15 protein-coding genes are annotated in these 17,977 nt (G+C 63.6%); 9 read left to right on the top strand and 6 right to left on the bottom strand.

Translation table 11 applies throughout. The annotated features are described in order from the left end of the window. Positions 1–102: 102 nt before the first annotated feature. The 7 genes from ACFPB1_RS12940 to ACFPB1_RS12970 all read left to right on the top strand — a co-directional run bounded on the left by ACFPB1_RS12940 (position 103) and on the right by ACFPB1_RS12970 (position 11,588). Positions 103–1,746: a response regulator gene (locus ACFPB1_RS12940; RefSeq protein WP_379225795.1), complete on the top strand. Its 1,644-nt coding sequence runs from the start codon at positions 103–105 to the stop codon at positions 1,744–1,746. Continuing rightward, positions 1,739–3,622, top strand: a complete 1,884-nt coding sequence (locus ACFPB1_RS12945; RefSeq protein WP_379225797.1) for a sensor histidine kinase — start codon at positions 1,739–1,741, stop codon at positions 3,620–3,622. The genes ACFPB1_RS12940 and ACFPB1_RS12945 overlap by 8 nt, the downstream gene beginning before the upstream one ends. 275 nt (positions 3,623–3,897) lie before the next feature. Then, a complete protein-coding gene (locus tag ACFPB1_RS12950) occupies positions 3,898–4,323 on the top strand; it encodes an organic hydroperoxide resistance protein (RefSeq protein WP_379225799.1) in 426 nt (141 codons plus the stop codon). A 304-nt stretch (positions 4,324–4,627) separates the two neighbouring features. Beyond that, the gene (locus ACFPB1_RS12955) at positions 4,628–5,854 is read left to right on the top strand and encodes an MFS transporter (protein WP_379225801.1); all 1,227 of its coding nucleotides are present in this window, start codon (positions 4,628–4,630) and stop codon (positions 5,852–5,854) included. A 209-nt stretch (positions 5,855–6,063) separates the two neighbouring features. Next, the gene (gene pyrH, locus ACFPB1_RS12960) at positions 6,064–6,801 is read left to right on the top strand and encodes a UMP kinase (RefSeq protein ID WP_379225804.1); all 738 of its coding nucleotides are present in this window, start codon (positions 6,064–6,066) and stop codon (positions 6,799–6,801) included. Between the two features lie 303 nt (positions 6,802–7,104). Further along, positions 7,105–9,909, top strand: coding sequence for an EAL domain-containing protein (locus ACFPB1_RS12965; protein WP_379225913.1), 2,805 nt, complete (start codon positions 7,105–7,107; stop codon positions 9,907–9,909). A gap of 29 nt (positions 9,910–9,938) precedes the next feature. Beyond that, positions 9,939–11,588, top strand: a complete 1,650-nt coding sequence (locus ACFPB1_RS12970; protein WP_379225806.1) for a thiamine pyrophosphate-binding protein — start codon at positions 9,939–9,941, stop codon at positions 11,586–11,588. 11 nt (positions 11,589–11,599) lie between these two features. On the opposite strand, the gene ACFPB1_RS12975 is transcribed toward ACFPB1_RS12970, so the two are convergent. The 6 genes from ACFPB1_RS12975 to ACFPB1_RS13000 all read right to left on the bottom strand — a co-directional run bounded on the left by ACFPB1_RS12975 (position 11,600) and on the right by ACFPB1_RS13000 (position 16,248). After that, on the bottom strand, positions 11,600–12,166 hold the full coding sequence (locus ACFPB1_RS12975; protein WP_379225808.1) for a hypothetical protein: 567 nt from the start codon (positions 12,164–12,166) through the stop codon (positions 11,600–11,602). A 161-nt stretch (positions 12,167–12,327) separates the two neighbouring features. Next, positions 12,328–13,194, bottom strand: coding sequence for a type VI secretion system tube protein Hcp (locus tag ACFPB1_RS12980; RefSeq protein WP_379225810.1), 867 nt, complete (start codon positions 13,192–13,194; stop codon positions 12,328–12,330). A 50-nt stretch (positions 13,195–13,244) separates the two neighbouring features. Next, the gene (locus ACFPB1_RS12985) at positions 13,245–13,403 is read right to left on the bottom strand and encodes a hypothetical protein (RefSeq protein WP_379225812.1); all 159 of its coding nucleotides are present in this window, start codon (positions 13,401–13,403) and stop codon (positions 13,245–13,247) included. A gap of 13 nt (positions 13,404–13,416) precedes the next feature. Beyond that, positions 13,417–13,980 carry an Hcp family type VI secretion system effector gene (locus tag ACFPB1_RS12990; protein WP_379225814.1) on the bottom strand — a complete coding sequence of 188 codons (564 nt, stop codon included), beginning with the start codon at positions 13,978–13,980 and terminating at the stop codon, positions 13,417–13,419. 149 nt (positions 13,981–14,129) lie between these two features. After that, complete coding sequence (locus ACFPB1_RS12995) at positions 14,130–14,972, bottom strand: aldo/keto reductase (RefSeq protein WP_379225816.1); 843 nt, start codon at positions 14,970–14,972, stop codon at positions 14,130–14,132. A 46-nt stretch (positions 14,973–15,018) separates the two neighbouring features. Then, positions 15,019–16,248, bottom strand: a complete 1,230-nt coding sequence (locus ACFPB1_RS13000) for an MFS transporter (RefSeq protein WP_379225818.1) — start codon at positions 16,246–16,248, stop codon at positions 15,019–15,021. Between the two features lie 141 nt (positions 16,249–16,389). Here ACFPB1_RS13000 and ACFPB1_RS13005 point away from each other — a divergent pair, with 141 nt between their 5' ends. Together ACFPB1_RS13005 and ACFPB1_RS13010 are read left to right on the top strand one after the other, a co-directional pair. Beyond that, the gene (locus ACFPB1_RS13005) at positions 16,390–16,794 is read left to right on the top strand and encodes a winged helix-turn-helix transcriptional regulator (RefSeq protein ID WP_379225821.1); all 405 of its coding nucleotides are present in this window, start codon (positions 16,390–16,392) and stop codon (positions 16,792–16,794) included. A 350-nt stretch (positions 16,795–17,144) separates the two neighbouring features. Next, positions 17,145–17,951, top strand: coding sequence for a DeoR/GlpR family DNA-binding transcription regulator (locus tag ACFPB1_RS13010; RefSeq protein WP_379225823.1), 807 nt, complete (start codon positions 17,145–17,147; stop codon positions 17,949–17,951). Positions 17,952–17,977: the final 26 nt, after the last annotated feature.

The following is a 17,977-nucleotide window of genomic DNA, read 5'->3' on the forward strand; positions in this document are numbered from 1 at the left end:
GTTGCCGTTTCGCGCGGGCGGGCGTTCGTTCGCGCCGCGGCGGGGTCCGGCGCCATGCGCGCCGCCGGCCGATACACCGCGAGGAGGAAGGGGCACGGGTTCATGTACAAATTGCTGATCGTCGACGATGAGCCGACGGTGCGCGCGGGGCTGCGCGCGTATATCGACTGGTCCGCCTTCGGCATCGAAGTGATGGACGAGGCGGACGACGGCGACGTGGCGCTCGGGATCGTCGGGCGCGAGACGCCGGATCTGGTCCTGACGGACGTGCGGATGCCGAATCTGGACGGCATCGCGCTGTCGCGGGAGATCTCCGCCCGGCATCCGGAGACGAAGATTGTTTTCGTCAGCGGGCACGACGACGCCGACTACTTGAAGTCGGCGCTCAAGGTCAGCGCGGTCGATTATATTTTCAAGCCGGTCAACCTCGAGGAGCTGAGCGCGGTCATCCGGCGCGTCGTGGCGGACCTCGACGCGGAGCGGGCGGAGCGGCGGCGCAAGGAGGAGCTGGAGGTCAAGCTGAAGGAAGGCATGCCCCTGCTGCGGGAGAAGCTGCTCCTGTCGCTGGTGGAGGGCGGGGCGCCGAAGCAGGGGCTGAATGAGCGGCTCGACTTCCTCGGCCTGCGCCTGCCCGCCGATACGCCGTATTGGGTCGCGGTCCTCGCCGTCGACGACATGGCCGGCGTCCTGGCGAGCCGGACGGAGACCGACCGCCAGCTGCTCTGGTACGCCGTGCTGAACATCGCCCAGGAGCTGATCGACCGCCATCTCGCCGGGTACGCGTTCGAGCGCCGAGCCGGGGAATTCGTCGGCATCCTGCGGGCGGAGCCGGACGATGAGTGCGCGTCGGACGCGGCTGAGGCGCTGTTCGCCTTCGCGGGCGACGTGCGGGACAACCTCGAGCGCTGGCTCAAGATCGGCGTCACGATCGGCATCAGCGAGCGGGTGACGACGCCGTCCTCGCTGGCGCAGGCGTACCGGCAGGCGCGCGAGGCTGCCGACCACAAGTGGTACCTCGGCAAGAATCGCATCATCACCATGGACAGCCTGCGCGAGCCCGAGACGGACGCGGGCGGCTATGAACGGAGCGGTCCCGCCGGCCACGAAGAGCTCACCTCGGCGCTCAAGGCCGCGGATGCGGACAAACTGCGTGAAGGGCTCGACCGGATCTTTGCCGACTTGGCCCGCAGACGGCGCGGCGGGCTGCGGTACGGGCGCAACGTCTGCCTGCAGCTCGCGCTCGCGGTCGACCAGCTGCTGCTGGAGCTGAACGTACCCGCGGGCGGGACGGACGCGGACGCGCCGGACTCCGGCCTGTGGGAGGCGCTGTTCGAGCAGGAGACGCTCGGCGACCTGCGGCGGCTGCTCGAATCGCGGCTGCTGGACGCGTGCGGGCGGATCCGCGAGAAGCGCTCGGGCAAGACGGCGAACGTCGTGGAGCGGGTGCGCGCCATCATCGACCGGAGCTACGCGAACGGCGGATTGACCGTGGCCGAGATCGGCAGGGAGGTGTACTTGACGCCGACGTACGTCAGCCTGCTGTTCAAGCAGGAGACGGGCCAGACAGTGAACGAGTACCTCACCCAGGTCCGGGTGGAGAAGGCGAAGGCGCTGCTGCGCGACCCGCAGTACAAGTTCTACGACATCTGCCACGCGATCGGCTACACGGACCCGAGCTACTTCACGAAGCTGTTCAAGAAGGCGACGGGCGTCACGCCGAGCGCGTACCGGGACACGCATGCGTAACGCCGCCGCGTTCGTCTGGCGCTGCCTGGCTGCCGCCGGCGGCGCGGGCCTGCGGTTCGTCCGCCGCTTCGCGATGCCGCGCCAGTGGCTGATCGCGTACCTGCTGCTGATCGTGCTGCCGGCGGCCGTGTTTCTGTACGGGTATTACGAGCGCTCGGCCAAGATTCTGAAGGACGAGGTCGTCCGTACGATGCAGCAGACGGTGAAGCAGGCGGGCAGCAACCTGTCGTACCGGCTGGCGCACCTCGAGGACATCAGCAACGCGGCGTTCATGGACGCCAACCTGCATACGTACTTGTCCGTCGGCGCGGACGACCAGTCGATCGCCATCCAGCTGCAGGTCGTCAAGGACCTGCGCAACCTAATCGATACCGTGCAGACGAACTCCGACGTCTATCACGTCCGGCTGTTCGTCGACAAATCGAAGCTGTATGCCGCGGAGCGGATCAATTTCTTCGCGCTGGACAGCTTGAAGGACCGGCCGTGGTACGCCCCGATCATCGCCGCGAACGGCGGCATCGTCTGGACCGGCGATTACACGGAGCATTTCCTCGACGTCGGGGACGCGCGGATCTTCTCGCTCGCCCGCATGCTGCGCGATCCGAACCGGTACGACAAAATCTCCGGCGTGCTCATGATCGACGTCAAGGAGAGCATGGTGGCCGGCATTCTGTCGACGCTGCGGTTCGCGCCCGGCACGCAGGTGTACCTCGCGGACCCGAACGGGACGATCGTCTATCACCCTGACCGGTCGCGGATCGGCACGAGCCTCGATCCGGCGGTGCTGAACGTGCTGCAGCGGGGAAGCGAGGGCACCGGCGCGGTGAAGCTGAACGGCGAGGTCAACGACGTCATGTACGCGACGCTGGACCCGACGGGCTGGAAGCTGGTCGCACAGGGAACCGAGTCCTTGCTGTCGCACCGTGCGGTGCAGCTGACGCAGCGGTCGGAATGGACGTCGCTGCTGGAGTACATCGCGCTGTTCCTCGCGCTGCCGTTCGTGCTGATGGCCATCATCGTACGGGGCATGAACCGGCGGGTGAAGCAGGTCATCACGGTCATCCGCCGGGAGGGCACGGAGACGAGCCTGAGCGAGCTGCCGCCGGTGAACGGCGACTTCCGGCTGCTCGAGCGGAGCGTCGATCATCTGATCCTCCGCGTGCGCACGCTCGTCGAGGAGAAGTACAAGGCGCAGCTTAAGGAGCGGGAGGCGCAGCTGCAGGCGCTGCAGGCGCAGATCAATCCGCATTTCCTCTACAACACGCTCGACACGATCAATTGGATCGCGATCGGCAAGGGCGCGGCGGACATCAGCCAGATGATCGACAGCCTGGCGAAATATTTCCGGCTCAGCCTCAGCAAGGGCCGGAGCATCGTCAGCGTCGAGGACGAATTCCGCCTCGCGCAGGTGTACCTGGAGATTCAGCGGAGCCGCTTCCCGGACACGTTCGCGTTCGAGCTCGACATCCAGCCCGGCCTCGAGCCGTGCGCCATGCCGAAGCTCATCCTGCAGCCAATCGTCGAGAATGCGCTGCTGCACGGGATCCGCAAGGCGAAGGGCAGGTGCGGCGTCATCGCCATCACCGCCCGCGAGGAACGCGGGGACCTGGTTCTGAGCGTAACCGACAACGGCATCGGCATGGATGAGGGGCTGGTGGCGCGCCTGCTGACGGAGGCCCCGTCCGAGGCGAAGGACGGCGGCACCGGAGGCAGCTCGTACGGGCTGTTCAACGTCAATGAGCGGATCAAGCTGTACGCCGGCGGCGCGTACGGCCTGTCCATCGCGTCGGAGCCCGGCGCCGGCACGACCGTGCTCGTCCGGCTGAAGGCGGAGCGCCGTCCGGACGACGGGCAGCAGGGCGCCGCGGACGGCTGACGGCGCGTTCGCCGCGTATTGCAAATCGAGCTCATACCGGCCCGGCGCCAGCGCGAAGGCCGCTCTTCGGGGGCGGCTTTCGCGCGTCAGTCGCCGCCGATCGGCCGGCGCCGCGATTCAAGGATCATACAGCTTGTGTAATTAGGGTTGCAATCTTCGGACGGGCATGTTAAATTACGTATACGACATTAAATTGTATGCAATTTAATTTAATTAAATCAAAGCTAATTTAGCGTAAACGTTACTTTAGCTTCAAACCGAAGGAGAGATTATTGATGGAAACTTTGTACACGGCAATCGCAACGGCGGAAGGCGGACGGGACGGACGCGTGACGTCCTCGGACGGCGTGCTCGACTTGAACCTGACGATGCCGAAGGCGCTCGGCGGCAACGGCGCGGAAGGGACCAACCCGGAGCAGCTCTTCGCGGCCGGCTACGCGGCGTGTTTCCACAGCGCGCTTAAGCTGGTGGCCCGCATGCAGAAGGTCGAGCATGAAGGCACGGACGTTACGGCGCACGTCAGCATCGGCAAAGCGGCTGACGGCGGCTTCCAGCTCGCGGCCCAGCTGCACGTGAACGTCGACGGCGTCTCGCAGGAGACGGCCGAAGCGCTCGTCAAGGCCGCGCACGGCGTCTGCCCGTACTCCCGCGCGACCCGCGGCAACATCGACGTGACGCTCGTCGTGAACGGCGTCCGCTAAGCGTTCATGCGGCCGGCAGGGCCGCGGAAGCGCGGCGGGCGGCCGCCGGGCGCCCGCCCAAAACGCCGGAACGCGCGAAGCGCCGGCCGTCGTCCCCGCAACTTCGGGGAGACGGCCGGCGCTTTTTTCATGCGTTCCGGCACGGCGCCATTTATGATGGGCTTTTTTAATCCTAATTAGTGCAGTTTGACCTGCTGGTATTGCCGGTTGAACGTGCGGATGAAGTCCGGCAGGAAATTTGACGTTATGAATTGTCGAGGCGTACACTTAGACTCAGTTCAACGAGAGAGGGAGTCCTCACACCATGACGCATATCGCCAAAGGAAGCGCGACCTACCGGCGGACGCTGCTCGCCATGCTGCTCGGCAGCATCGTCACCTTCGCCGTTCTATACAGCCCGCAGACGCTGCTCGGCCAATTCTCGGAGCAGTTCGGGGTCTCCCCGTCCTCGGCCAGCCTGGTCATCTCGGTTTCGACGATCAGCCTGGCCGTCTGCATGATGTTCATCTCCGCCTTCTCCAACGCCTGGGGCCGCAAAAACATCATGGTCGCGTCGCTGTTCGCGACGTCCATGCTCACCATCCTCTCGTCCTTCGTGCACAGCTTCCACCTGCTGCTGGCGCTGCGCCTGGTGCTCGGCATCAGCCTCTCCGGCTTTCCGGCCATCGCGATGACGTACTTGAACGAAGAGATCGCGCCGGACAGCATCGGCAAGGCGATGGGCGTCTACGTCGGCGGCACGGCCATCGGCGGCTTCGTCGGCCGGGTCATCGTCAGCCTGCTGACGGATCTGTTCGACTGGCACGCGGGCCTGCTGACGCTCGGGGCGTTCAGCCTGATCTGCAGCGTGCTGTTCTGGCTGTACCTGCCGCAATCGCGCCGGTTCAAGCCGTCCGGCATCTCGCTGCGCATCTGGGCGGGCGGGCTGAGGGCAGGGCTCGCCGACAAGCGGCTGCTGCCGCTCTATGCCGCGGGCTTCCTGCTCCTGGGCGGGTACGTGACGCTGTTTAACTACATCGGCTACCTGCTCGCCAAGCCGCCGTACAGCCTCAGCCAAGCGGTCATCGGCGGCCTGTTCGTCTTCCAGCTCGTCGGCTCCTGGAGCTCGTTCTTCTTCGGCCGGATGGCCGACCGGTTCTCGCGGGCCGGCTTGATCGCGGCCGGCGTCGTCCTGTCGCTCCTCGGCGCGGGGCTCACGCTGGCCGGCAGCCTGACGCTGACGATCGCCGGCATCGTCCTGTTCGCGTGCGGCTTCTTCGCGGGTCATACAGTCGCGAGCGGCTGGGTCGGCAAGACAGCCGCGCCGCCGTACAAAGCGTACGCCTCCTCGCTGTACCTGCTGTTCTACTACCTGGGCTCCAGCGTGCTCGGCACGGCCGGCGGCTCATTCCTGTCGGCCTACGGCTGGCCGGGCGTCATCGGGATGATCGGCGTCCTGCTCGTCCTGGTCGCGATCCTCGCAGCGGCGCTCGCCGGCCGGAGGCTGTCCGCGTTCCGCCGCGCCCCGGCGGGCCCCAGGCAGCCGCGCTGAGGCGCGCGGCCCGGTTCCGCGGTCCCGGTTGTCAAACGGCTGCCGGAACGTATACACTGGTAAAGAACACGATCTGCAAAAGGAGGCGAAACGATGAAGCGGACGGGTCAGCGCGAGCAGCGAACCGGCGTTTTCTTCCTCGTTTCCTCTATCGAAGCACTAAAGCATCCCATGCTTTAGTGCTTTTATTTTTATCGGAGGTGCGGAAGATGGCGAGATACGGAAGAGTGCTGATCAAATTAAGCGGCGGCGCGGTCGCCGGCAATTCGGAGTTCGGGTTCGAGCCGGACCGGCTGGAGCATATCGCGCGTGAAATCATGTCCGTGGTCGACCTCGGCATCGCGGTGTCGGTCGTCATCGGCGGGGGCAACATCTTCCGCGGGAACATGGCGGAGTCGTGGGGCATCGAACGGGCGGAGGCCGACAACATCGGCACCCTCGCCACGGTTATCAACAGCCTGATGCTGCGCGGCGTGCTGAAGGCGAGGACCGGTCGGGAGGTGCGTGTCATGACGGCGATTCCGGCGACGTCGGTGGCCGAGCCGTACATCCGGCTGCGGGCCATTCACCATCTGGAGAAGGGCTACATCGTCATCTTCGCCGGCGGCAACGGGCAGCCGTACGTCACGACGGATTACCCGTCCGTGCAGCGGGCGATCGAGACGAACTGCGACGCGCTGCTGGTCGCCAAGCAGGGCGTGGACGGGGTGTTCAGCGCCGATCCGAAGCGGGATCCGGGAGCGCGGAAGTATAAGACGCTCCATTACAACGACGTGCTGCAGCACGACCTGAAGGTCATGGACCAGTCGGCGTTCATTCTGGCGCGGGACTACAACCTGCCGATGCACGTGTTTAATTTCGACCGGCCGGGCTGGATGAAGGAGATTTGCGAGGGCATCGACCACGGCACGTACATAAACGGCGATACGAGGCTGGCTCTGGAATAGCCGCGCGGCCGGCTTGAAGCGCGTATCCGGCGAACCGCAAGGATAGCTTACGGCCTGCAGGGCACCCGATGAGGGTGCCTTTTTGCCGTCCGCGGCCCTTCGGCGCGGTAGGTCTTGGGACCCCGAAATTTTGACAAGCGCTGTCAGAAGCGCGCGACAAATTCCGTATCTCGGACCCAAACGCCGACGGTTCCGGGAAACTTTGTCAAGATTTAATCATTCGTTAGACAGGAAAACCGTGGTTATTGTAGAACTTTGTAAGGAAGTCGGTAACATAGCGTGAATCGGGAGCGGGGTTTAATGGTGTATAAGGAACAAATGCGGTATTCGCGTCTTGCGCATCTGACAAAACTGATCAATACGAAACTTGAATTGCGTGAAGTCCTGGAGCATGTGACCACCGCCATCTCCGAAGAGATCGTCCAATGTGATTCCGTCGGCATCTATCTGCCGCAGGAGGATGGGACCTTCAGGGGATACGTCGGCAAGCCGCGGGTGATCAACGGCTGGACGCTGGATATGCACGTCATCGACATGGAAGTAGACCTGCTGGCGAAGGAAGTCGTCGAGACGAAGAAAACCGTGTACATCCCGGATACCTCGAAGGACACCAGGCCTGATCCGAGAGCCGTCGAAGGCTTTCAGATCAAATCGCTGCTGGTGTTACCGATTTCGTTCGAGCAGGAGCTGTTCGGCCTCGTGTTCCTGTTCGACTACGGCATTCCGATGAACTTGACGCAATCCGAGATCCAGACAGTGGAGGCTTACGTCAACATGGCAGCCGTCGCGATTCAGAACGCGCGGAACCTGACGCACAAGGAGAACCTCATCGCCGAGAAGCAGCTGCTGCTCGACGTGACGAGCGATCTGGCGATGTGCTCCACGCTGCAGGAGAGCCTCGACATCTGCTTCACCTACCTCGGCAAGGTGCTGGGCAACTACAACATCGGCGTGCATCTGCTCGATCCGCTCACGGAGAGCAAGATCAAGCCGGCCAAGCTGAGCAAGGACAGCGACTGGTCGGAGGAAGACTGGATGCGCACGCACAGCCAGATCCGGATCGACGAGAGCAACGACCTGGTCTTCCAGGAGGTCATCCGCACCAAGAAGGCCGTCCTGATCCCGGACGTGTTTGCGGACGGCCGGCCCAACCACGATCTGTGCCGCACGTTCGGCATCAAGGGGTTGTTCCTGCTGCCGCTCGTCACGATGGGCGAAGTGCTCGGCGTCATCCCGGTCGTCCGGCTCGAGGAGGGCTGCCTCGACTACCCGGTCGCCAAGAAGGAGCTCGCGCAGTCGATCGTCGACGCGACGGCGTCGACCCTGTCGAACCTGATGTACATGGAGAAGCAGGAGAACATCATCCAGGAGCGGACCTCGGAGATCACGGTCAAGAACCAGGAGCTTGAGCGCGTCGTGGCGGAGCTGCAGCAGCTGAGCCGCGAGAAGGAGCTGATCTTGAACTCGGCGGGGGAAGGCATCTTCGGCCTCGACCTCGACCGGAGGATCACCTTTTGCAATCCGGCGGCGGCGGCCATGCTGGGCTACGACACGAAGAGCGAGCTGATCGGCCAGCCGTCCAGCATTATTTTCAACGGCGCCCATACCGGCAGCGGCGGCCTCCAGTCCGCTGCGGCGGCCACGGACGGGAATTGGGACAATTACGGCCAGGACGAGCGGTTCTACCGCAAAGACAACTCCAGCTTCCCCGTGGAATTCGTCATTTCCTCCATCCGGGAGGGCGACGAGATCGTCGGCGACGTGGTCACCTTCAAGGACATCACGCAGCGCAAGCAGATGGAGGCGGAGATCAAGTACCACGCGTACTTCGACAGCGTCACCGACCTGCCGAACCGGGTGCTGCTGAAGGACCGGCTGAACCAGGGACTCGTGCAGGCGCAGATCAACGGCGAGAAGCTCGCCGTGCTCTACCTGGACCTCGACCGCTTCAAGTTCATCAACGATTCGCTCGGCCACAGCTTCGGCGACCTGCTGCTGCGCGACGTCGCGCAGCGCCTCAGCCGGTGCGTCCCGAAGGGCGCGACGGTCTCGCGGATGGGCGGGGACGAATTCACGATCTACCTGCCCAACGTCAAGAACGAGCACGAGGTGCTGAAGGTCGTGCAGGCGGTCATCGACACGTTCGACGTGCCGTTCCAGCTGCTGGGGAACGAGATCTACATCAAGGCGAGCATCGGCATCAGCCTGTATCCCGACAACGGTGACACGACCGACACGCTGATCAAGAACGCGGACACGGCGATGTACAAGTCCAAGGAAATTTCCGGCAACAGCTACCACTTCTTCAGCGAGGGCATGGATACCCGGACCTTCGAGAGCGTCAAGCTCGAGAACGCCCTGTACCGCGCGCTGGAGCTGGACGAGCTCGAGCTGTACTACCAGCCGCAGATCCATTACCAGACGAACCGGCTCGTCGGCGTCGAGGCGCTGCTGCGGTGGAACCATCCGAAGCAGGGCATGATCGCGCCGGACCAATTCATTCCGATCGCGGAGGAGACGGCGCTCATCGTGCCGATCGGCGAGTGGGTGCTGAAGCAGGCGTGCCGCCAGCTGAAGGCATGGCAGATACGGGGGTATCCGCCGTTCAGCGTCTCGGTCAACCTGTCGGCCCGCCAGTTCGAGCAGAACAACCTGTTCGCCATGGTCGAGAACGCGCTCGAGGAAGCCGGGCTGTGCCCGGATTACCTGCATCTGGAGCTGACGGAGAACCTGATCATTAAGAACAAGGATCTGACGTTCGAGTCGATGAAAGCGCTGAAGGGCCTCGGCATCCAGATCGCCATCGACGATTTCGGTACGGGGTATTCCTCGCTCGGCTATCTGAAGAGCCTGCCGATCGACACGCTGAAGATCGACAAATCGTTCCTGCAGGACGTAACGGAGGACGACAACAACGCGGCCATCATTAATACGATCATCACGCTCGCGCAGAACCTCAACTTGAGCGTCATCGCCGAGGGCGTCGAGACGCCGCAGCACGTGGAGTTCCTGTCGTCGCGCGAATGCTTCCTGATGCAGGGGTATTATTTCGGCCGTCCGATGCGGGCGGCGGAGTTCGAGGCGAAGTTTCTGGCGGCGTCGCGTTGACCTATATCGATAAACGGAGGGGATTGGGAATGAAAGCAGCCCGCGCGGTATTGGAGTTTTTGAAGAAGAGCGGCATTCGGCATCTATTCGGCATTCCGGCCGGCTCGGTCAATGCGTTCTTCGACGAGCTGTACGAGATGCCGGAGATCGAGACGGTCGTGGCCAAGCATGAGGGGGCGGCGTCGTACATGGCGGCGGCGTATGCCAAATACGCCGGCCAGCTGAGCGTCGCCATCGGCTGCAGCGGCCCGGGCGGCACGAACCTCGTGACCGGGGCCGCCAACGCGATGCGCGAACATCTGCCGGTGCTCTTCCTGACGGGTGCGGTGCCCGTCGGCACGATGGGGCTGAACGCGTCGCAGGAGCTGGACGCCGTGCCGGTCTTCAAGCCCGTCACGAAATACAGCGTCCTCGTCAAGGACGCCAAAGAGCTGCTCCAGGAAGTCGCGAAGGCGTGCCAAATCGCCGTCTCCGGCGTGCCCGGCCCGGTGCACGTGGCCATCCCGATCGACGTGCAGCACGCCGATGTCGGCCAGCCGGACATCCCGGCGCTGCCGGAGCGCAAGCCGATGATCCCGGATCTCGAGACGATCCAGGCGGCCGCGAGGGCCATGGCCGAACGGCCGGACGGCTGCATATTGGTCGGCCAGGGCGTCCGCGGCTCCGTCGAGTCGCTGCTCGAGCTGGCGGAGATGCTGCAATGGCCGATCGTGACCACGCCGCAGGCCAAGGGCTGCATTCCCGAGGATCACCCGCTGCTCGCCGGCGTCTTCGGCTTCGCCGGCCACGAAGCGGCGTCGAACCTGATCGCGGAGGGCGCCCGCCAAGCGATCCTGATCGTGGGCTCCAGCCTGGGCGAGACGGCGACGAACAATTATAACGTCCATCTGGCCGGGGACCGTTTCGCGATCCAGCTGGATTTCGACCAGACGGTGTTCGGCCGCAAGTACGAGATCGATATCCCGGTGCTCGGCGACATTCACCTGAGCCTCCTGATGCTGATCGAGGAGCTGCGCGTGCTGGGCGTGTCGCGGAGAACGGCAGCAGGCGCCGAGGCCGCCGCGTTCGGAAGGGCGGCCGTCAAGGACGCCGGGGCATACAACACGGCAAACGCGCTGCGGACGCTTCAGAACCACCTGCCGGTGAACACGCGCTATGCCGTCGACATTGGCGAGTTCATGTCGTACGTCATCCATTACATGCGCGTGCTCGACCGGGATTCGTTCAACATCAACGTGCATTTCGGCGCGATGGGCAGCGGGATCGGCTCGGCGATCGGCTCCGCGCTGGCGGAGCCGGACCGTCCGGTCGCCTGCATCACGGGCGATGGCTGCTTCTTCATGCACGGCATGGAAATTCTGACCGCGAAGGAAGCGAAGCTGCCGGTTCTGTTCGTCATCATGAACAACGCCCGGCTCGGCATGGTCTATCACGGGCATGCGCTGCAGTTCAAGCGCACGCATGCCTCGTTCGAGCAGGAGCCGGTCGATATCGCGCAGATGGCCGCGGCGATGGGCATTCCGAGTTACCGCGTCGAGGCGATGGACGACTTCCGCGAGGACGCCATCCATCGGCTGCTGGCCGCGAACGGCCCGGCGGTGCTGGAGATCGCGCTGAAGGACAACAACACGCCGCCGATGGGCGACCGCGTCAAGTTCCTGTCTTCGTTCGGCAAGTAACGGGCTGGCGTCTAGGCATCCGCGAACGAGCGGCGGATGATGTCCAGGAGCGCCGCCATCGTCCGCCCCTTGAACGCGTCGGGTACCGCTTCGCCGTCCGGATTCGCGTACGAGCAGCCGGCCGGCCCGTTGTCCGCGTAGCCCAGGCGGACCAGCGCCTCGGTCAGCTCCGCGGGCAGCGCGCGCGACCCGGCGATGTCCGCGTAATAGCCGGTCGGATAGATGACGACGTCGACGTCCCCCTCCCCGGTCTGCACGACGAACAGGTCGTCGTCGGCCCGCAGCATCCATTGGCCTTTCGAGTAGAGGCTGATCCGCTTCCCTTCCAGCGCGGACAGGGCGTCGAGATTGATGCCGTACGCGGCGTTGATCATGGCGCGGAGCTCGCTGCCGGCCGCGCGGCCGGCATGTGCCGCGAGGAAGGCGCTGACGGCTTCGCGTGGATGCGGGGCGCCCGGCGGAGCCGGAACGGAGGCGAGGTCGAGGCCGTAGAGCTCCTCGACGATCGCCAAGACCGCCGCGCTCGAGACGGCGTCCAGCGCCGAGAGGCGCATGTCCATGGTTTCGGATTTCGTCATTTCGCTAGTACCTCCAGTAAGCATTGCAGGATGAAGAGGCTCTGCGATAGAACGCTCTCTCTTATAGTAATCGGTTCGTTCGTCCGATAACAGCAGCAAGACCCGCGGAGCGCCGCTCGTAGCGAGCGCCCTGCGGGTCTTGCTGCTGCTTGTCCATGGCGTTAATAGCTGCCGTTGCCCGTGAACGTGCCGGCGTCGAAGTCCATGACGTTGGCCTTCTCGGCGTCCCCGTCCACGTTCGTGCTGTAATACTCCAGCGTATGCGTGCTGTCCGCGTAGATCGCGAACGGCGCGGAATAGTCTGTCCAGGCGCCGCCGTTGATCCGGTACTTCGTCCGGTCGACGAGGCTGTTCGCCGCGGCGGCTTTTAGCGAGACGGTGAAGCCCGCGATGTACGTGTTGCCCTTGGCCGTCTTGGCGTAGATCGGCTCGAAATGGTACTTCGTCGTCACGGAGGAGGCGCCGCCGCCGGGGGCGCCGAACGGCACGGTAGCGGTGATGGCGGTGCCGGGGGAGCCGTCGGGGTTCGTCGTCATGTACTTGTACAGCATCGAGGCGACCTGCAGCTCGATCGTCTCCTCGGGCGCCGCGTCCGCGGAATTCGCCAGCTGATAGCTCGTGACGAGCGCGTTCGTGAAATGGATAATCATATACGTGCGAGAATTCGCGCCCGCATTCGATTGATAATACAGGTAGCCGTCCTTGATCCGCTTGCCCGTCGCGAGCGCCTCCAGCAGCGGCGCGGAGGACGCGTCCGTCCGCTTCGCGAGCTTAATGGCGCCATAGGTCGGTTTCCCGCCGCCCGATCCGTTGCCCGGCTCGATGCCGGCGGCGAACGCGTAGGACGACACTTGGATGGCGTCCTCGAAAGGCCCGCCCGAGTAGCCGCCCTTGATGTCGTCGAGCGTCAGCAGCATGGCGGGCAATGGGCCGCCGGCCGCGGCCTGCACAGTAGCCGCCTTCGGGACAAAAAGCAGGGCGGAAGCGATGAGGAACGCCAGCAGCGTGAGCGGTATGCGTCTAGACAATCCGATCTACTCCTTTATGCCGGGCACGCGCGGGCGCGCATGCCCGCGAATCAGCTGATGAGCGGCGTGCGTTTCCAGAAATCGCCGTCCTGCACGAACTGCCAATTGTCATCGGAAGCTTTCGTTTCTTTCACGCTCAGGACGATCAGGCTCGGCGTGGTCCATGCCTTCTTGCCGTCCTGCGGCGGCTTGGGCTGTGGGTGATTCATATCCATTCCCTCCTTACCGTTTGGGAGCCGTGCCGATATCGACGGTATGCGTCGCGACGACGCGGCCGTCCGGGCCGAACACGTTATAGGTGAACGTCGCTTGGGCGAATCTCAGGGAGACCGATTCCGTCGGCCGTTCGACGCCGCTGCCCGACAATTGTTGGGACGTGACGAAGATGGTTTTCATCTCGATCGACAACACCGGCTTGTTGCTCGTGCCGTTGTAGACGTACAGCGTGCCCGACTTGATCGCCTTGCCTTCGGAGAGGCTTTTCAGCAGCGGCAGCGAAGCGGCGTCGAGGGATTTTAGGAGCGAGAGTTCGGAATAAACCGGTTTTCCGGCTCCGCTTCCGCCGCCGCCGGCGGAGACGGGAAGGGTCGCCCCGAACGACCAGCTCGTCACATCGATGCCGTCCTTCACTGCACTTTCGCGGGATTCCCCCTTGATGCCGTCCAGGACGAGGTAGATGCCTCTCGGATCCCCCTGGGCGCCGAAGGCGGTTGCCGGCAGCAGCGCGGCGAACAGGGCGACGGCGAGCAGCAGGGCGAGTACGTGCAGCTTCTTGCGTGGAAACAAGACGATCAGCTCCTTGAAATCGTTAATGATACAATTTGTATCATTACTATCATATCCATACCGGCGCCGCCAAGCATCATTTTCGGCAGACGCGGCAAGGCCGCCCTGCACGAGGGCGGCCTTGCATTGAGGTTCGTTCGGCTGCGCGATCAGAAGTCGAAGTTGTCCGGATCCGGACCGACGCGGCGGTCTTCGTTCAAGGCGTCGATCGCGGCCATGTCTTCCGCCGTCAGCTCGAAATCGTAGATGGCCGCGTTCTCGACAATGCGATGCTCCTTCGTCGATTTCGGTATCGTGACGATGCCGCTCTGGATGTCCCAGCGCAGGATGACTTGGGCGACGGACTTGCCGTATTTCGCGCCGATGGCCTTCAGCGTCTCGTTGTCCAGCAGCTCGCCCTGCATGAGCGGGGACCAGGCTTCCAGCTGGATGCCCTGCGCCTGCGAGAAGCGCAGCAGCTCCTTCTGCGTCAGGCGCGGATGCAGCTCCACTTGGTTGACCATCGGCTTCACCGACGCGCCTCGCATCAGCTCCTCGAGGTGATGGATCTGGAAGTTGCTGACGCCGATCGCCTTCACGCGGCCTTCCTTATAGAGCGTTTCCAGCGCGCGCCACGTCTCCCTGAACTTATCCTTCACCGGCCAGTGGATCAGGTACAGATCGAGATAATCGAGCCCGAGCTTATCCAGGGACGCTTCGTAAGCCGCGATCGTCCGGTCATAGCCTTGATCGGCGTTCCACACCTTCGAGGTCACGAACAGGTCCTCCCGGCGAAGGCCGTTCTCCTGCAGCGCTTCGCGGATGCCGCGGCCCACCCCTTGCTCGTTGCCGTATATCGCGGCGGTATCGATGCTGCGGTAGCCGTGCTTGATGGCGGCCTTGACCGCCTGCACGATCTCTTCGCCTTCCTGGACTTTGAAGACGCCGAGGCCAAAGCCCGGCATGCGGACGCCGTTATGGAGCGTGACGGCAGCTTGCAAGTTGTTCAACATAAATGGAACACTCCTCTTCGTTCGTACACGTAAATGGCGGCGTTTCTTACGCCCGCCGCAGCTCGGCTTCCGGTGCGCCGTTTCCTGCGCTTAACCGGCGGTCCTTGCGTTCGAGCAGCTTGGCCCACGCCGTCAGCGCGACGGCGGCCCCGACCATGATGGCGCCGACCCAGGCCGTGTCGATGAGCCCCGCGGAGTCGGTGACAAGTCCTCCTAAGTATGCGCCGAGCGCAATGCCGGCATTAAAGGCGGCGATGTTGACGGCGGACGCGACGTCTTTCGCCCGCGGCGCGAACCGTTCGGCCAGCATGACGACGTAAACCTGCAGGCCGGGCACGTTCATGAAGGCGAAGAGGCCCATGAAGAAGATCGTGATCAGCCCGGCGACCGGGTACGGCGCGGTGAACGCCAAGACGAGTAGAACGATGGCCTGCAGGGCAAACATATACAGCAGCGCCCGCGCCGGATCGCGATTGGCGGCCTTGCCGCCGATGATGTTGCCGATCGCGATGGCGACGCCGTACATCAGCAGGATGACGGCGACCGTGCTTTCCTTGAAGCCGGTCACTTCGTGCAGCAGCGGCGATAGGTACGTGAACACGACGAAGGTGCCCCCATAGCCGAGCGCCGTGATCAGGAAAACGAGCAGCAGCCTGCCGTTCGTCACGAGCTTCACCTGGTCGCCGAGACGGACGCGTGCGCCCTTGCGCAGCCCCGAGGGCACGAGCGCCAAGTTGGCGATGAACGCGATCGCGCCGATCGCGACAATGGCGAAGAAAGCGGCACGCCAGCCGAGCTGCTGGCCGATGAACGTGCCGATCGGCACGCCGGTCACCGTGGCGACGGTGAGGCCGGAGAACATAATGGAGATCGCGCTCGCCCGGCGGTTCTCCGGCACGAGATCGGCGGCCAGCGTGGAGCCGATCGACATGAAGATACCGTGCGCGAACGAGGCGATGACGCGGGCAGTGAGCAGGACGGCGATGCCGGAAGCCGTCGCCGCGAGCAGATTGCCCGCGATGAAGACGATCATGATCCACAGCAGGAGCGTCTTGCGCGATACCTGCGAGGTCAGGGACGTCAATACAGGCGCGCCGACGGTGACGCCGAGCGCGTAGAGCGTGACGGTCAATCCCGCCATGGTGATGGATATATGCAAATCCTCTGCAATCAGCGGCAGCAGCCCGACGCTGATGAACTCCGTCGTGCCGATCGCAAAGGCGCTGATCGCGAGGGCCAGTAGAGCCAATGTGCTGTTTTTCCGTTGAGCGGTCATGCTTCTCCTCCTATCGCATTCTTGCGGCGGCCGGCCGATGAATGCTATTATACTGGCTACGGGTATAAGTGAGTAGTACGTACTTTTCAGTTATATAGTCACCGAAAAGTTACTTTTGCATCATGAAAGGGAGGAGCGGCTATGGCAGGGGAAGAAGCGCTCGGGAAGAAGAAGTATAACATCTCCGTGGAGGCGGCGCTCGAGGTCATCGGCGGCAAGTGGAAGTGCGTCATTCTGTGCTACCTGCTTCGGGGGAAGAAGCGGACGAGCGACCTGAAGCGGCTGATGCGCGGCATTACGCAGAAGATGCTGATCCAGCAGCTGCGCGAGCTCGAGGAGGACGGCATTATTAATCGGATCGTCTACAATCAGGTGCCGCCGAAGGTCGAGTACGAGCTGACGGAGTACGGCTGGAGCCTCGAGACGGTGCTGCACATGCTGTGCGACTGGGGCGAGAAGCATATCGTCAAGGAGTACGGGGACAAATCGTCCGTGCTGGAGGACAATATCCTGAACGAGCTGGACCAGGAGCCGGTGCGCGGGTAGCGGGCGGGACGGCATGGAAGCCGGCCGAATCGGTATAGAACGCAGAACATGTCATAAGCAGATGCAGACAAGCATCATTCGCAACCTCGCGAGGAAGGCGCAGCGGCTTCCTGACGGGGTTTTTGTGCTGCCGCGGCTGCCGCGACAGTCGCGTTCAAAGCATGCTCTGGGAAGTTATAACGGGCGAACTGCCGCAAGCGATCATGCTGTTTTGTGCTGGTGTCGTATCCTGAATCAGAATAAACACGAAGTAAACCGCATCAATAGAATTGAAAAACGGAATAAAGACGCATATAATGGAACCATTAAGCTGCAATAGGCACCCTAGAGATCGCAAGGAGGGAACGCGCATGACAACGCAGGACACGTCGGGCATGTTCGCGGAAGAGCGCCGCGAGCAGATATTGGCGCTGCTCGAGCGGGAGAAGCGGGTATTGGCCAAGGACCTGGCCGAGAAATTTCAAATCTCCATCGATTCCATTCGCCGGGACCTGACCCTTATGCACGAGCAGGGCCTGCTCCGCAAGACGCACGGCGGCGCCATCGCGTCCACGAAGGTGCGGCAGCAGCCGCCGCCGCTCGAGATGCGGTACGGCGAAGGCTCGCCGCAGGGCAACGCCGTCGCGAAGCTGGCCGTCTCGTATTTGCGCCCGAACGATACCGTGTTCATCGGCAGCGGCTCGCTGGCGTACGTGCTGCTGAAGCATCTGCCCGATGGGCTGCCGCTCACGGTCGTGACGAACAGTATTCGGGTCGCCGACGCCCTGCGGGAACGGGACGGAATCGAGACGTATCTGATCGGCGGCCGGGTGAAGCGGTCCGGCAACATTACGGACGTCATCGCGAACGAGTTCATCCGGCAGTTCAAGTTCGACATCGGCTTCGTCACGGGCGGGGGCGTCTCGGACGAAGGCGTCTTCGTCTCGACGCCGGAGGTCGCCGCCTTCGGGCGGGCGGTCATCGCCGCTTCCCGCCGGGCGATCGGCATGACGACGCACCGTTCCCTGGGCAACGACGGCTTCGCCAAGACCGGCGGCATCGAAGGGCTGGACCTGCTCGTGACGGATTGGGATGCCGACCCGGACGCGATCGAACGGATCCGAGCGCTCGGCGTCAAAGTCGTCGTGGCCCAGGCGGAAGAGTATGAACGGGAATAATCCGGCACGACCCGGCAGACACGGGC

The organism is Paenibacillus sp. GCM10023250 (assembly GCF_042653205.1).
Lineage (GTDB): Bacteria > Bacillota > Bacilli > Paenibacillales > Paenibacillaceae > Paenibacillus_Z.

Bases quoted from the DNA above. Each gene is read 5' to 3' on its own strand.
- ACFPB1_RS13010 (WP_379225823.1), top strand. From the start codon at position 17,145: ATGACAACGCAGGACACGTCGGGCATGTTCGCGGAAGAGCGCCGCGAG.
- ACFPB1_RS12950 (WP_379225799.1), top strand. From the start codon at position 3,898: ATGGAAACTTTGTACACGGCAATCGCAACGGCGGAAGGCGGACGGGAC.
- ACFPB1_RS12955 (WP_379225801.1), top strand. From the start codon at position 4,628: ATGACGCATATCGCCAAAGGAAGCGCGACCTACCGGCGGACGCTGCTC.
- ACFPB1_RS12995 (WP_379225816.1), bottom strand. From the start codon at position 14,972: ATGTTGAACAACTTGCAAGCTGCCGTCACGCTCCATAACGGCGTCCGC.
- ACFPB1_RS13000 (WP_379225818.1), bottom strand. From the start codon at position 16,248: ATGACCGCTCAACGGAAAAACAGCACATTGGCTCTACTGGCCCTCGCG.
- ACFPB1_RS12970 (WP_379225806.1), top strand. From the start codon at position 9,939: ATGAAAGCAGCCCGCGCGGTATTGGAGTTTTTGAAGAAGAGCGGCATT.
- pyrH (WP_379225804.1), top strand. From the start codon at position 6,064: ATGGCGAGATACGGAAGAGTGCTGATCAAATTAAGCGGCGGCGCGGTC.
- ACFPB1_RS12985 (WP_379225812.1), bottom strand. From the start codon at position 13,403: ATGAATCACCCACAGCCCAAGCCGCCGCAGGACGGCAAGAAGGCATGG.
- ACFPB1_RS13005 (WP_379225821.1), top strand. From the start codon at position 16,390: ATGGCAGGGGAAGAAGCGCTCGGGAAGAAGAAGTATAACATCTCCGTG.
- ACFPB1_RS12940 (WP_379225795.1), top strand. From the start codon at position 103: ATGTACAAATTGCTGATCGTCGACGATGAGCCGACGGTGCGCGCGGGG.
- ACFPB1_RS12945 (WP_379225797.1), top strand. From the start codon at position 1,739: ATGCGTAACGCCGCCGCGTTCGTCTGGCGCTGCCTGGCTGCCGCCGGC.
- ACFPB1_RS12975 (WP_379225808.1), bottom strand. From the start codon at position 12,166: ATGACGAAATCCGAAACCATGGACATGCGCCTCTCGGCGCTGGACGCC.